The organism is Glaciecola nitratireducens FR1064 (assembly GCF_000226565.1).
In the GTDB taxonomy this organism is placed as follows: domain Bacteria; phylum Pseudomonadota; class Gammaproteobacteria; order Enterobacterales; family Alteromonadaceae; genus Glaciecola; species Glaciecola nitratireducens.
Window position 1 is genome coordinate 2,878,058 of sequence record NC_016041.1, and the last position, 14,006, is coordinate 2,892,063.

At 42.3% G+C, this 14,006-nt stretch carries 14 protein-coding genes; 8 read left to right on the forward strand and 6 right to left on the reverse strand.

Translation table 11 applies throughout. The features are described from left to right. Positions 1–12 precede the first annotated feature (12 nt). From GNIT_RS12390 to GNIT_RS12400, 3 genes are all read right to left on the reverse strand, one after another. Positions 13–2,187 carry a penicillin acylase family protein gene (locus tag GNIT_RS12390; protein WP_014109578.1) on the reverse strand — a complete coding sequence of 725 codons (2,175 nt, stop codon included), beginning with the start codon at positions 2,185–2,187 and terminating at the stop codon, positions 13–15. Between the two features lie 158 nt (positions 2,188–2,345). After that, positions 2,346–4,235: an Lnb N-terminal periplasmic domain-containing protein gene (locus GNIT_RS12395; protein WP_158307653.1), complete on the reverse strand. Its 1,890-nt coding sequence runs from the start codon at positions 4,233–4,235 to the stop codon at positions 2,346–2,348. 91 nt (positions 4,236–4,326) lie between these two features. Next, positions 4,327–4,782, reverse strand: coding sequence for a DUF3015 family protein (locus tag GNIT_RS12400; protein ID WP_014109580.1), 456 nt, complete (start codon positions 4,780–4,782; stop codon positions 4,327–4,329). A gap of 190 nt (positions 4,783–4,972) precedes the next feature. On the opposite strand from GNIT_RS12400, the gene GNIT_RS18410 reads away from it, so the two are divergent. From GNIT_RS18410 to GNIT_RS12425, 7 genes are all read left to right on the forward strand, one after another. Continuing rightward, positions 4,973–6,157: a hypothetical protein gene (locus tag GNIT_RS18410; RefSeq protein ID WP_238526897.1), complete on the forward strand. Its 1,185-nt coding sequence runs from the start codon at positions 4,973–4,975 to the stop codon at positions 6,155–6,157. An 8-nt stretch (positions 6,158–6,165) separates the two neighbouring features. After that, positions 6,166–6,864 carry a hypothetical protein gene (locus GNIT_RS18415; RefSeq protein WP_238526898.1) on the forward strand — a complete coding sequence of 233 codons (699 nt, stop codon included), beginning with the start codon at positions 6,166–6,168 and terminating at the stop codon, positions 6,862–6,864. A 109-nt stretch (positions 6,865–6,973) separates the two neighbouring features. Further along, positions 6,974–7,792, forward strand: a complete 819-nt coding sequence (locus tag GNIT_RS12410) for a CsgG/HfaB family protein (protein WP_014109581.1) — start codon at positions 6,974–6,976, stop codon at positions 7,790–7,792. Further along, positions 7,789–7,938 (forward strand): hypothetical protein, encoded by a 150-nt coding sequence (locus tag GNIT_RS18290; RefSeq protein WP_014109582.1) that lies wholly within the window; start codon positions 7,789–7,791, stop codon positions 7,936–7,938. The genes GNIT_RS12410 and GNIT_RS18290 overlap by 4 nt, the downstream gene beginning before the upstream one ends. Positions 7,939–7,941: 3 nt before the next feature. Further along, a complete protein-coding gene (locus tag GNIT_RS12415; protein ID WP_014109583.1) occupies positions 7,942–8,283 on the forward strand; it encodes a hypothetical protein in 342 nt (113 codons plus the stop codon). Further along, entirely contained in the window at positions 8,280–8,627 is a 348-nt protein-coding gene (locus GNIT_RS12420; protein WP_014109584.1) for a DUF4810 domain-containing protein, read from the forward strand. The genes GNIT_RS12415 and GNIT_RS12420 overlap by 4 nt, the downstream gene beginning before the upstream one ends. A gap of 3 nt (positions 8,628–8,630) precedes the next feature. Next, positions 8,631–9,335, forward strand: a complete 705-nt coding sequence (locus GNIT_RS12425; RefSeq protein WP_041246422.1) for a GNA1162 family protein — start codon at positions 8,631–8,633, stop codon at positions 9,333–9,335. Positions 9,336–9,387: 52 nt separating this feature from the next. Here GNIT_RS12425 and GNIT_RS12430 read toward each other — a convergent pair whose 3' ends face one another. The 3 genes from GNIT_RS12430 to GNIT_RS12440 all read right to left on the reverse strand — a co-directional run bounded on the left by GNIT_RS12430 (position 9,388) and on the right by GNIT_RS12440 (position 12,883). After that, positions 9,388–10,068: a PEP-CTERM sorting domain-containing protein gene (locus tag GNIT_RS12430; RefSeq protein WP_014109586.1), complete on the reverse strand. Its 681-nt coding sequence runs from the start codon at positions 10,066–10,068 to the stop codon at positions 9,388–9,390. A gap of 224 nt (positions 10,069–10,292) precedes the next feature. Continuing rightward, positions 10,293–12,284 (reverse strand): MFS transporter, encoded by a 1,992-nt coding sequence (locus tag GNIT_RS12435; RefSeq protein ID WP_014109587.1) that lies wholly within the window; start codon positions 12,282–12,284, stop codon positions 10,293–10,295. Positions 12,285–12,346: 62 nt separating this feature from the next. Further along, positions 12,347–12,883, reverse strand: coding sequence for a hypothetical protein (locus GNIT_RS12440; RefSeq protein WP_014109588.1), 537 nt, complete (start codon positions 12,881–12,883; stop codon positions 12,347–12,349). Positions 12,884–13,084: 201 nt separating this feature from the next. Here GNIT_RS12440 and GNIT_RS12445 point away from each other — a divergent pair, with 201 nt between their 5' ends. After that, positions 13,085–14,005: an aminotransferase class IV gene (locus GNIT_RS12445; protein ID WP_014109589.1), complete on the forward strand. Its 921-nt coding sequence runs from the start codon at positions 13,085–13,087 to the stop codon at positions 14,003–14,005. Position 14,006: the final 1 nt, after the last annotated feature.

Here is a 14,006-nt window from a genome sequence, read left to right on the forward strand (position 1 = left end):
TGGTGACCTTATTTATTCACCAGGATGATATTTACGTTCTGTATTCTTCTTAATGTCTTCTGGATAAAAGTACACGTCGCGTAATTTACCGGCTGAGTACAGTGGCGCCTGATCATTAAAGTGCGGACTAGCAGGATCGCCGCTTTGTCCACCAGCAGTAATAGCCTTCGCCTTCACTTTATCACCAAACTCAACGACTGCCACAAAGCTGTTGCCCCGTGTCCCGTATATGCGCTTTGTGCCATTGAACGTGCGCTGACCATAGGCGGCAAGCGAGCCCCAACGAGCAGATGCAAAGCCAACTGGAATACTTGGAGCCGCATCATCGAACGGTTGAACAATATCGCCAGTTAAGCGCTGAAATCTATTTATCTCGCCCCAGGGTGTTTCTGCACTGCCGAAGTCGGCAATCAGTTTCGCTTTAGCTTCTGACAACGTAGCTACGCCTATTTTCGCCGTATATTCAGCAACATACTCGTCAAAGCTCAGGCCTCTTCCTTCAGCTTCAGCTCGCGCAACCTCGTTATCAGCAGCTTTACGACGCAGTTCTTGGCCCCAAATGATAGCTAATGAAGTAGCTGTAGAGTCAACGCCAGAGCGATGGTCCCAAGCTTTCAATAACGCTATTTGAGGAGCAAGATCTGCATTGGGCTCAGCGTCATACGCTTTGTATAAAACAGGTAGTAAAACATCAAACGCAGTTAAACGACTGCTATAAGCCGCAGCCGCCAAACTATCAATCGTAAAATCCTTCTTGCCGTCAAGCACCTCAATAGCATGGATACCGCGGTAGTTTTCTGGATAGTTCTCCATATAACTCGGATAATCTATGGCCTTAGGGCTATGCTCTGGCCCCGCCATCATCCATGGCCAATTGTTTGTGTTGTTTAAGTAACCGCTTTTAGGATTATGACCGCCAACGGTCTCATCAAGTGTATGCAGACCCTGCCAGTCAGTAGCTGGATTACTACCATCGACGGGTTTCTTCCAATCAAAGGACGGGTCGCGACGAGGAATGAAGTTACTGTGGAAATACGCGATATTACCCTCGGCATCAGCAAACAAGGTATTGTTTGAAGAATTAGTGTGCAGCTGCATATTCTCGCGATAATCCGCGTAGTTTGTGGTTTTTGTACGACCGTACGACTGCTTGAGTGCGTCAATTGGGTTCTGCATTAATGCGACACTCACCCACTTGCCATCAAGCTCTCGCACTATTGGACCATGATGGCTGTAGTAAGCGGTAACCGTTTTTGATTTTAGTCCCTTTTCAGCTTTATAGGCCAAGGTGATTTCTCTTTCACGCAGTTTCTTCCAAGTATCACCATGTTTATAGTAATGGCCATCAGCCCGCTTTTCGACTGTTTCCAAGTACTCATCAATGAAGTCAGCTCCACTCGACGTGTGCATCCAGCCTGTGTTTTCATTGAAGCCCTGATAGATGAAAAATTGTCCCCACGTAACGGCGCCGTAGGCATTCAACCCTTCATCGCTGCGCATATGAACTTCAGCGCGGAAATAAAATGAGGTATGCGGATTGATTAGCAGAAGCGCTTTGCCGTTTTTAGTGTTTTCTGGCGCTATCGCAAAGCCATTTGAACCTTGTGGCTCTGCGTTAGGATCTTGCGTCAATGCTGCAACCTTAGGCTCAGCTTTAGCTGCTCCATAGAAATTGGCAAGTCCGTTAATGTTGATACTCTCAATATCACCCCCAATGCTGCCTTCGGTAAAAGTTAAGGCCATCCAGGGCTCAAATTTACTGATCACCTTTGGCGTCACATCAGGGTGAGTATGCAAGTAATAGTTAAGGCCGTCAGCCCAAGCATTCATCAGCTTTTGCAGGTAAGCAGGACTTTCGCTATATTTTTGCTGCATGTCTACAGGGTCGATATATAGCTTCATGCGTAAATCGCGATAGAGCTCTTTTTCACCCTCAGCCTCAGCTAATCGGCCCATGGCATTCAGAAAGTTTAATTCGATACGATTGAAATCATCCTCTGCTTGCGCATATATCATTCCAAACACAGCATTGGCATCTGTTTTTCCGTAAACATGAGGAATACCCCAAGTGTCGCGAGTGATAGTGACTTCACCGGCCTGTTTTTGCCAGCGCGCTAAGTCAGCGTCGCTTGCAAGCGACGAAAAGCTAGAAAAAACAAAGACTAAAATAAGGGAAAACAATTTCATGTAGACTTATCCTTTTTAAGATTTCAGCAACTATAGCGATCGCTACCATGCCTGTAAAGGGCTCTCATCGGAAGCATATAATTGATCTTGCTGGCTCGCGTTCACCTGTTTCCAAATTATTTCTGTTATTTCACTATAGTTACGAATCAATTTTTAGCTTACCAATACCAACTAAAACCGAGCTTTACCGATTTTTCAAAATAAGCGTCGTAACTCAATCTTATGTCCAGATTTTCATCTTGCAGCAATGACGTTGCGCAATACAGTTTTCTTCTATGTCTTTGTGCGCCAATGTCGGTTGAAGCAGCATAGCCTAAATAGCAAGCTAACTTAGAATGAGCCGACAAGGTAGTCACAAATCCGACTTTGGGCATAACAAAAAAGCGCTCAGCCAATTTATTCGGTGTTTGCGCCCTACCTTCAATCATTGCATAACTGACGAAGTTTGGTGAATTACCGAATGTCCAACCTACGGCAGACTCAACAAACCATTCATTGCTATTGTCCACTCCATCGATAAAGTTTTGTTCAACGCCCAGTCTTAGTTTCCATGCAAGGTCAGTGTCATTCGGCAGTCCGCTGCCACCTAATGGGAAAGTTTCAATAGTCAGTAAGCTTAAACTGGATAAACTTAAATCACCGTCTTGATAGCGTAATCGTAAATCTCCCATCGACACGGAAGAGTTCGGAGATTTACCACCACCTAAAGATAATTCATCATAAAATGCGGGACGTAACTGTAGTTCCAAAAAGTCTTGTTCAGCTTCACGTCCAATTGTTGCTCTTAGCAATGACGGACGATGCCCAGAATGCGGCAACACTTTATCTTCCGTAGTACGTATTTTTTGTTCTGCATACTGCGGAGGATAAGCAATCAGAGCGCGTTGAAGCTGCGTTTTTTTGTTTCGCATTGACGCATATTCAGCACTCTCTTTATCTAATTGTGTCAACACATATTCTATATAATCGTATGCGGTATTAAGCACTGCAACTTGTCTTCTAGGGTCAAGCATATCTACGTTTAATTTTCGATTTACGCCTACCCACTCCTGTAATAAAGACTTCTCTGTCACTGATAAAGTCGCAAACTTTTCTCGAAAACGGGTTTGCCTTGATGGATGGTAGAGGATTTTTCGAATGGCCTCTTGTTGCGCAATTTGAATTTCGGTCAATCGTTTAAAAACAGAAATGGGCAACACAAACGGATGTTGATTGTCAATCAAGTCTTGGTCACTGATTACTTCCAGAATTTTAGCTAGATGGTAAGCACAATTTCTATGCGTAAAGTAATAAGTGTAATTCGTGCGCATCACTTCAAATGCGTGTGTTGCCAGTAATATTTCATCACGCTTTGAAAGCTCAAGTTGATATTGCCATAAATCACGCAACTCAACCTCGCGGTAATTCAGGTTATGACGATAAAAGTAATTCGAACTGAATTTTGCGTCATACCCTCCTGTCAGGCCTTTCAAAATATAAATAACTGGATTTTCATTATCGGGTACGCTTGCACCAAAATTTAGACTGTTATCTAACAGCGATTTTGCACCGTTTTCATGATCAAACTTTAAAATCAAATGTCCGTAAAAAGAAGCAGGATTGCCAAGATAACCGTCTGCATAAACAATACTGATATCAAATTCCTCACTTCCAATCCACTTTAGTAGCTCAGGACATTCTTGTAATTCAAATGCTTTAACCAACCCCTTTTCGGCTAGAAAATAAGTTCTAGCCGGATAATTGCAGCGAAACGAAAAACCATTTGCTTCGATTTGGTCCTCTTTTATCGCTGCTAACGTTAGCAATAATTCGTCATGTGCAAAGTCATGTTCAGATTGGCTTAAAAAGAACGCAGTAGTTTCAATTTCTGAATCATAAAGACTAGAACGCAAATTTTTGCTGTCGACGGCATGATTGTGCTCATCTGAGCCACTGCCGCTCATGTGCAGCAATTTCTGCCATGTGCGTGAATTGGATATGTCTCGCAACTCTGTCGCAAAAGCAGACATGGAGCATAACGTGAGCATAATAAAAAAAATTATTTTCATTTTTAAATATTGATTGCTGATGGTCTTATAAATTAAAAAGCCGCTCATCTCAAACAAGAAAAGCGGCCGTTTGTATTGCGAGGAAAATTAATTAGCTAGCAGAGCAAGCTGACTGAGCAATATTATATAGTGTTTGAGCTTTTAGGATAGTTTCAGCAGAGTTGAAATCATCGTTAGCCAGCGCTTTACCTAACTCGCTACGAATAGCACTAGAGTCTGAACACGCCATCATATCCATCATTGCGGTAAGGTGAGCGCCATTACCTTTAACGATGTCTTCTTCAAGTTCGTTATAAGTATCGTTAATAAATTGTGCTGTTTGAGCACCAGCTCCCTTGCATGACTCAACAGATGCTGAAGCAGAAGTAACAGCGGTTGTACCTAAATCCCAAATAATATTTGAAATTGCAGATGCCGTACCGTTGTCAGGAAAAATTGTTGCACCGATACCACAGTCTTGCCATGGGTTGACTTCTGCTTGAGTATTGAATGAGAAAGCAGCGGACAAAACGACGACAGCGCCTAACAATTTAAATGTATTTTTCATATATCTTCCTTTTTGTATGTTTACAATTCCTCGCGGCGGCATCTTTCCATATTTTTCAGCTCTAAACAACAAATGTTTTTCTCAGATATTGTATAATTTTCAACAACGTAAATAAATTTTCTTGCTTTTTTTAAAAGATGCTTATAATAGCCGACTTTAATTTAGCGTTCGTTTATAAAGGGATATTAGAATGGCATATGATTTCGGCTCACAAACCTTAGGGATTAAAAATCCATTTAAAAAAGAGGGTTTGTTTAAAGCCATTGCAGGAGTGCTCGTTGCCTTACTTGGTGTGTTCACATTGGTTCAGGTAGCAAGTGAGCTAAAGGCAGATAAAGTGGTTGGGTGGGCTTATGTCATTATTGGCTTTTACCTATTGCTAAGCGGCATGAGACACACTAGCGTTGGTTTCATTCAATTGTTCAGATACTTCGTAGGCCGCTCAGTTCCTACATCCTTAGCCGAAAACAAATCCCCTTCCGAGCAAGAATCAGCAAAATACGAGCGAAGTGCACTTCAGTATGATGCAAAAACCTTGCACTCTATGATGATGGGCCGCAAGAACACAACGTTCGTCGAACCAGTGGGCTTTTTAGGTCGATTTGTTCATAGTATTTTTCCAAAGCTCACTTTCTTACCCCATCCACTGCGGATGATGGCTCAAGAAATCGCTGGAATGGTTATTAACTACTTAACCGGTATTGTGTCATTTTTTATCGTCTTTTTTATTGTAACCGCTGGTTTAGCAGGCGAAACCTCTGAGCTTTTCGCTATGCCAATCATGGGAACGTTACTGCTTCTATATTTAGTTACGTCATGGTCATCTGCAGCACGAACAATTCAAAGAACACGGGGAACTGTATTAAAAAGTAGCGGTGGAGCCTCTTTCGGCATCATTATTGCTGTATCTATTTTAGTACCTATTGTTGCTGGCGTATACCTTGATGAGTGGGTGATAGTCTCGGACCAAACGAAACAGATATTTACTGAAACCTCAGGTATTTTTAATGCGTGGGCAAACCTTGGTTTATTAACTCTATCTACCCTAATTGTGCTTGCCGCTGTTTTACCGCTGCTGTTTGCCAGAATGGCAAAAGCCTCACCGCAAACAGAAGTCAGCGAATATCGCGAAAACATGCAGGAATCAGTTCATCCAAACGAAGTTTTTATCAACATTGAAAACATCGTATTGGCTAATAGACGCTATAAGGAAATGCCAAATCGTATCTATCGCGAATTTGACCCAAAGCTTATAGAGCAATCAGATGGTAAAGGAAGCTTTAACGGACAGCTTTTAATTGAGACTCAACCTGCCCTTGCTGAAGAAGACAATACACCCAATCAAAACGGTAAAAAACCGCCCTATCAACCATAGGTCAAATTATGTTTGTTATCAGTGCGGTATCATTTTATTACCTTGGTCAGAACATCATATCTGCAATAGCTGCTTTTGATGGCTGGAAATCAGCAACCAACAATGAAAATTTAACCTTATTTTTGCAAGCATTAAGTTCAGCTACCTTTACCCTGTTTGCTTGGCTAACATTCAAAAGCGCAGCAAAAATACTCGATGCAGCTTCACATTTATTCTGGGGAGAAATGCATTTCACTTCTTTATTAATGCACCTAAATACTGAGGGAACTTATACTGAGTCAAAATTGTCTACCGGTATGTCTATTCACGATAGTACTCGTTCAGAAAATACCGTAGTGCGTTCAAGCATTACACCTTGGATTATTACAACTCGAATTAAGACATCAATATTTGCAACAAGCGGTATGAAAAACCTTGAGCAACCGCGCTATATAATGTCAATGGCAAAAAATGATCAGGAGTTAAATGGTATTGTCGGTGAGATCAAGACTTTCTTAAAGGAAAGAGAAGCGATTGCGGCGATAACTAATGAACGGGATTTATCCAACGCCAGTCAGATACACCAAATAAATCAGCAGTCGAGAGCGTTTGATCCAAGTGCAAACGTCGACCAGAAGATAACGTTTAAAGAAGATGAAGAAGCTGCTGGATATTTACGCAATGAAGCGGCACAAGAGTCGTCAGAAAAAAAAGGTGATGTAGAGTAAACGATAAGCAACTGTTACGGGGTGGTAGCAACCACTTTTTAAGTCTAGTAATTTTATAAGGTCACCATTATATTGATGATCCCAGCATACCAACGTTATAAGGATATAAATGAAAAGTCATTTCAATAGAGCCAAAATTTCTGTAGTCGTAGCTTTAGGACTCGTGCTAACTGCTGGCTGCACTTCCTCAACCAAGCAAACGGTCAACGCAAATCAAAATACCCAAGCTGCTATTAGCCCTACGATTGCGCAAGCTCCTGCTATGGGCTTAAAGCGTAAGGTCGCTATTGCTCGATTTACTGATGAAACAAAGAACAGCAGCAGTATTTTCGTTGATAGAAGCTTCGACAATATAGGTAAACAAGCGTCAGATATATTAAGCGCTCGTTTAACTAATTCCGGTCAATTCTTAATGTTCGAAAGAGACGACCTAGACAAAGTAAAAAGCGAACAAGCGCTTGAAGGCATGACCTCACAGATCGTCGGTGCCGACTATCTGATTGTTGGCTCAATTAGTGAATTTGGTCGCAAAACGACGAGCGAGACAGGCATATTCAGTCGTAACAAAATTCAACAAGCCATCGCCACCGTGAATGTAAGACTCATTGATACAACCACCGGTCAGATCGTGTTTTCTGAAGAAGGCAGCGGCGAAGCCCGAGCTGAAGCAAACACCACATTTGGCGTGGGTGAGCGCGCGGCATTCGATTCCACATTGAACGATAAAGCGATTTCTGCCGCCATTTCGAAAGTAGTCAGCGATTTAATGGAAAACTTACTTGATACGCCTTGGAAGGCCTACTTAATTGCTGAACAAGATGGTCAATACATTATGACGGGTGGTGCTTCCCAAGGTATCTCAGTGGGCGACGAATTTACCATTTTGCAAAAAGGTAAAAAATTAAAAACCCACAAACTGGATTCATGATTGAGTTGGCGGGTAAACCAATTGCTACCGCAACTGTCGAGCTATTAAGTGGCACAGGCAATAATGAAATATCCATTGTTTCGCTGAATAAGCAGTTACCGGCGCAAACGGACTTGGCTCAACTAGTCGTTACGGAAAAGGAGTAAGACATGCGTAAATCAAACTCGTTGAAAGGGTTAATCTTTGTACTGTTTAGTTTTTTGATGCTCGGCTGTACATCGTCCTATGAGTCCGTGACTCAGGTTGATGACACTAAAGCTTACGTATTGCTAACAGGTAATTTTGAAGGCGCGTCATTGCAAATCAATACAAATCCGCAGATTACGCTAGGAGACAACATTCAAACTTTTATACTGGATGGTAAAGAAGTCGCCAAATTTGAAGTAACATCAGGCACAAACGTAATTAAAGTGTATAAAAATGGTGCATTAGTAGTTAACCGAAAGCTCTATATCACCAACGGAAATTCATTTGAGGTAGATGTAAAATGAAAATTAAAGGACTAATTATTGTTGCTGCTGTGGTGTTGCTATCAGCATGCAATAGCACGCAAGGTGGTTTGTACTGGGGCAATTATTCTGACAGCTTATACAACTATAAAAAAGAACCAGGAGAAGCAACGCGCAAGCAGCACGTTAAGTCACTTAACGATATTGTTGCGACCAGTGACAAAAAAGGGATCCGTGTTCCACCAGGTGTATTGGTCGAATTAGCCATTATGGAAATTGAGAGCGGTCGCCCTGACAATGCGGATACTTTATTAGACAGAGAGCTTGCACTCTACCCTGAATCAAAAACACTCGTGCTTGAATTGAAAAAAAGAAATGGGGCTTAAGCAATGACTAAGATGATAAAAACAATAAAACTCGTTTCTATGCTAAGCGTTGTCGCCCTGGGCTTAAGTGGTTGTGCCGGTTCATTTGTTACTAAAGAAGAAGCATTTCCGAAAATGTACCAAGCTAGACCCGTTTCCATATTAGTGATACCTGCCGTCAACAATACAACGGCTGCGGAAGCAACGGAATATTATGCAACAACCGTTGCTGAACCGCTTACTCGCATGGGTTATTACGTGCTGCCTATTGAAGTTACAAATAGACTGATTCAAGAACAAGGTATTGTAGATGGTGCTCAATTAGCTAGTGTTGATGCTGGTTTATTTAAAACCATGTACGGTGCTGACGCTATTATGTATGTAACTATAAACCAATGGGATACATCTTATTTCGTGGTCGGTGGCAGCGTTACGGTAGGCATAGCGTATGAATTGGTTTCGACTACCAGCAAAGAGGTGCTCTGGCAATATGCCGATACCGTTGTTGTCGATACTGGAGGAGGTAATTCGGGTGGCGGTTTAATTGGTGCGATTATATCTACTGCAATCAATACGGCGATGACTGACTACGTACCCTTGGCTAAACAAGTTAACTACACCGCTCTTTCTACCATGCCTTATGGCGGCTATCACGCTCAGTCAGGAATGGACCAAAAAGCTCAAGCTGTAAATAAAAACAAAGCCGGCGTTGTTGCCGTGAGTAACTAAAAGTAACAAAAAAAACCCGCTTTAAGAAAGCGGGTCTTTAACTTCTTTATCTTTAAGCGCGTCGTCTCTTAGCGAAACCAAGCAGCATTAATGACAAGCCAAATAAACCTAAAGTTGCCGGTGCTGACACTGCGGTTATTCTAACATTATCAAGACCAAAACCTTCATCTCTCCAGTTAGTTCCATACCAACTTTGGTCTGTATTACCTATAAAACCGAAGCTTACAGCGTCGCCAAAGCTGGTAAATGTTTTAGTATATCTGTAGATAGACACGCCTGGGTTGTTTACATATGCCGGCAAAAAACCGAAGTCATTGATGTCATAACTAACAAAGGTGCCATTAGTTGGTCCGGTGTGTGTGTTGTTACCGCCCGCTCGTTTGACTAACCTAAAAGAATCAGTAAAAACATTGTCACCATTAAAGCTAAGGGAGAAAGCATCATTACCACCATCTAAGCTTCTAAATGCGTACACATCAAACGAAATAGTAAGAAGGTTGTAACCAAAGCCACTCAAACCGTCAATCGTCAAAAACGCGCTGTTCTCACTAGCGCTACCAGTGCTCAACATACCTAGAAAGGTTTGCGAAGGAAAAGATTCAACATTTGTATTGCCTGTAAAGTCATCGGCAACCCCATCGTTAAAATCTTCGGTATATAAAAAGGCAGCGTTGGTGCAAAGCGAAAAGCTTGCAATCGCAACTACAGCTGTTAATTTTTTCCATATATTCATCTACTACATCCTAATTTACATTTAATTAAAACAACAATGTTCGATGTGAATATGCATGATACATACCATTTTTTAAACTTAATTTTTTCAATAACTTACACACGCCAGCTTTATTATTGTAAAAAAACCTGACACATGTAAGATGAATTAGCGTTGCTGAACATCGACCATTTAACCTCAGTCTCATTACTAAGCTTTATTGCTGGCTTTTTATGTTTATGACATCACTCAGCGTCGGGCGAATAAAGCGCTTTAAGTTTTTCAACACGCATGCGTAAATCATCCGCATTCACATCCCGCGCAGCAACTGGCTCGCCAACCGACACCGAGACCAACGACCATTTAAGACGCGGCAAACGCCATTTAGTTTTACGACTAAACATGCTGCCCCACAAACCACCGAGATGCAGCGGTATAACCGGCACAGGTGAGCGTTCGATAATTCTTTCGATACCGCGACGAAATACATCAATTGAGCCATCATCGCTTAATTTACCCTCAGGAAAAATCCCAACTAATTCACCACCTTCGAGTGCCTCTGCAACATCATCAAAAGCTTTCTTAAATGCTTCTGGGTTCGCTTTTTCACTATCAATCGGGATCGCTTTAGCCATTTTGAATAACCAATGCAACGCTGGAGAGTGATAAATAGGTGCAAACACCACAAATCGAATGGGCCTTGGTGAAGCGGCTAAAATAAACATCCAGTCAACAAAACTGACGTGATTTCCAATGACCACTGCCGGACCTTCATCTGGAATGTTTTTCTCTCCAGTAGTGCGCACTCGATACATACAAATAGCCAGTATGTAGATAACAAAACGAAGAAAGAACTCAGGCACTTTGGTATAAATATAAATTGAAATGAGCAGATTCAAAGCGGCTAATAACAACAACAGCTGTGGAATACTCCATTCAAAAACAGATAAGGTCACAATGCTTAAAATGGCGCTTCCCACCATAAACAAAGCGTTCAACACGTTATTGGCAGCGATAACTCGTGAACGACTGTCTTCGCTTGTACGCTGTTGAATTAACGCATACAGCGGCACCGTATAGAAGCCAGCAGCAATACCAATCGCCCCCATCCATACCAGATGCCACAGCATATCACCCGTATTTACTACTTGGCTTAAGGTAAGCAGAACATCAGTGGGTTCGTAGTAGGCTGTGATTGCGGGCTCTTGGCTTAACAAATACAAAAATAGTGTAATCAGGATGGCACCAAAAGGCACAATTCCCAATTCGATTCTAGAGCGCGAGAGCTTTTCACAAAGCAGCGAGCCAATCGCGATACTCAAAGAGAATACAACGAGTGCACTGGTAACTACCAGTTCATCACCGCCCATCACGTGTTTCACGTAGTTTGGAAGCGAGGTTAGAATAATCGCGCCTATCAACCAAAACCAACTGATACCAACAACCGACTTTCCAACCGATTCAGTTTGAGCATTCAGCGCCTGAAAGACATTTTTTGTGGAAGATATAATGTTAAACGTAAAGCGTAAGTTAGGCTCATTCGCTTCGCTAATGGGAATGAACCGACTGCAAATATAACCGACCGCCGCCAAGCCTAAAATTGCGATGCTAATATACGTTGGTCCCGCTTCTTGAGTAATGTAATAAGTACCAAATATGGTGCCGAGTAAAATGGCCACAAAAGTACCAGATTCAACTAAGCCATTTGCTTTGGTGAGTTCATTTCGTGCAACGTGCTGTGGCAAAATAGAGTACTTGAGAGGGCCAAAGAAAGTGCTTTGCAGGCCCATAAAAAAAACAGTAACTAGCATCAACCAAACCAATTGAGTCATTATCGAAACTGCACCGATAACCATAATAGGCAATTCGCATAACTTAACGATTCGGATAAGTTTCGACTTTTCCGTTTTCTCAGCCAGTTGACCCGCCATGCCGGAAAATAAGAAAAAGGGTAGGATAAAAAGACCGGCTGCCAAGTTTGAATATAAGGCGCCATCGGCCACCGTCGCAGCTTGAAATATCAGCAGCAATAGCACAGCCTGCTTGTAAACGTTGTCGTTTAATGCTGTAAAAAATTGAGTTACAAATAGCGGAAGAAAGCGCTTACTGCTGAGTAAACCGCCTTTGAAATGGTCTGGGTTTTGGTTTTTTGTTGGCGGTATGATTAATGGCTCTTTACTGGCTGAAGGCTCTTTATTGGCTGAAGGCTCTTCACCCTTCGGTATATTCTCGTGCATAGCATTCCGTACTAAATGAATATGAAGAGCCTAGATTACACGCATAATTAGTGAAATACGATCTAACTTTTTATGAGCGCTTTTACGCCGTTCAGAGCTTCAACTGAAAAGCCTCGGTCATAAAAATACAGTACATGTCCACTTGCATCTAACAGCATCACCCGCGCATTATTCGGATTTTGGTTTCCGGTGTAACGCTGTAGTTTGTCGCCATCGTCATAAACCGTTACCACACCTTTCCATAGCTCTTTTGGTATACCTTTACGCATACCGCTGTCGATGAAGGTTTTAAACATTCTTGGCAGCATGCCTTTAATCGTCGGTATTTCATACACAGCCACTTGTGTTTCCGTCATGTCTAAACCAATTAACCAACGGTCTATATCAAACTGAGAGTCTTGCACATAACCGAAAAGTAATAGTGTTTGCTGGCCTGTAAAGTCATTGGGCATGACAACAGTCTCCCCCTCCAAACTCTCGCCAGACGCCTTAACCATCTTTTCTCCCACAGTCACTTGACTAGGATAGTCGTAACTAGCGCAGCCTCCCAAAAATAGAGAAATAACTAACAGACTGAACAAACGTTTTATAGATAACATAACTTTTCCTAAGTTTTAGAAGTGAGATTCAAGGTATTCGCTAAGCTGGTCAATCGCTTAAGCAACAAAAAGTTTATTTGTATAAGTATTTCAATTTGTCGAATTTTTTACTACCTTATTACGAACGTTTTTTTGCGAGTTTGATACTTACCTTCAATACTAGCTTTATAAACTAAACAATCAACACAGGCGTGGAAAAAAATGGCCAAAGGCACTCATCAGTATCAAGACGACCCTCGCAATCAAAACATTCTAATTAACATTAACGGCGAACTTTTCCCCCGCGAGGACGCCAAAATATCCGTTTTTGACAGTGGCTTTATTCTAGGTGATGGCGTCTGGGAAGGCATTCGACTGCACAAAGGCTATCTCGCTTTTATCGAACAACACATGCGTCGCCTATATGACGGTGCAAAAGCCCTTGATATGGATATTGGCGTTACCAAGGAAGCCCTAGTCAAAAGGATTTACGCCACCTGTGACGCTAACAACATGCACGACGGTGTGCACATTCGTTTGATGGTGACTCGCGGCATCAAGGCCACACCTTATCAAGACCCTAGAGTCACCATTTCACCAGCCACCATCGTAATCATCGCAGAACATAAGACAGCGCTAGCGATGGCTGAAGGTGAGGGTGTGCGCTTATTTACTACTCATGTCAGAAGAGGCTATCCTGATGTGCAAGATCCCAAACTCAATACGCACTCTAAACTGAACTGCATTTTCGCCTGTATTCAGGCCGCCAAAGCGCAAGTTGACGAAGCACTAATGCTTGACCCCCATGGCTTTGTTGCAACCTGCAACTCTACGCATTTCTTTATTGTGCGCGACGGTGAAGTATGGACCTCAAGTGGTGACTTCTGTCTTGACGGCATCACGCGCCGCAACGTCATCAACGTGTGCAAACACAACGGCGTTCCTGTATATGAGAAAAACTTCACCCTCGCCGATGTTTACGCTGCTGACGAAGCGTTTATTACTGGGACCTTTGCTGGCTTAACGCCAGTATCCGAAGTAGATGGGCGCAAGATTGGTGCAGGTGCTAGCACCGTCACCAAACACCTAGAAAAACTCTATGTCTCGCTCATAGAAGCACAGCACGCCGAACAAACATGTTAGT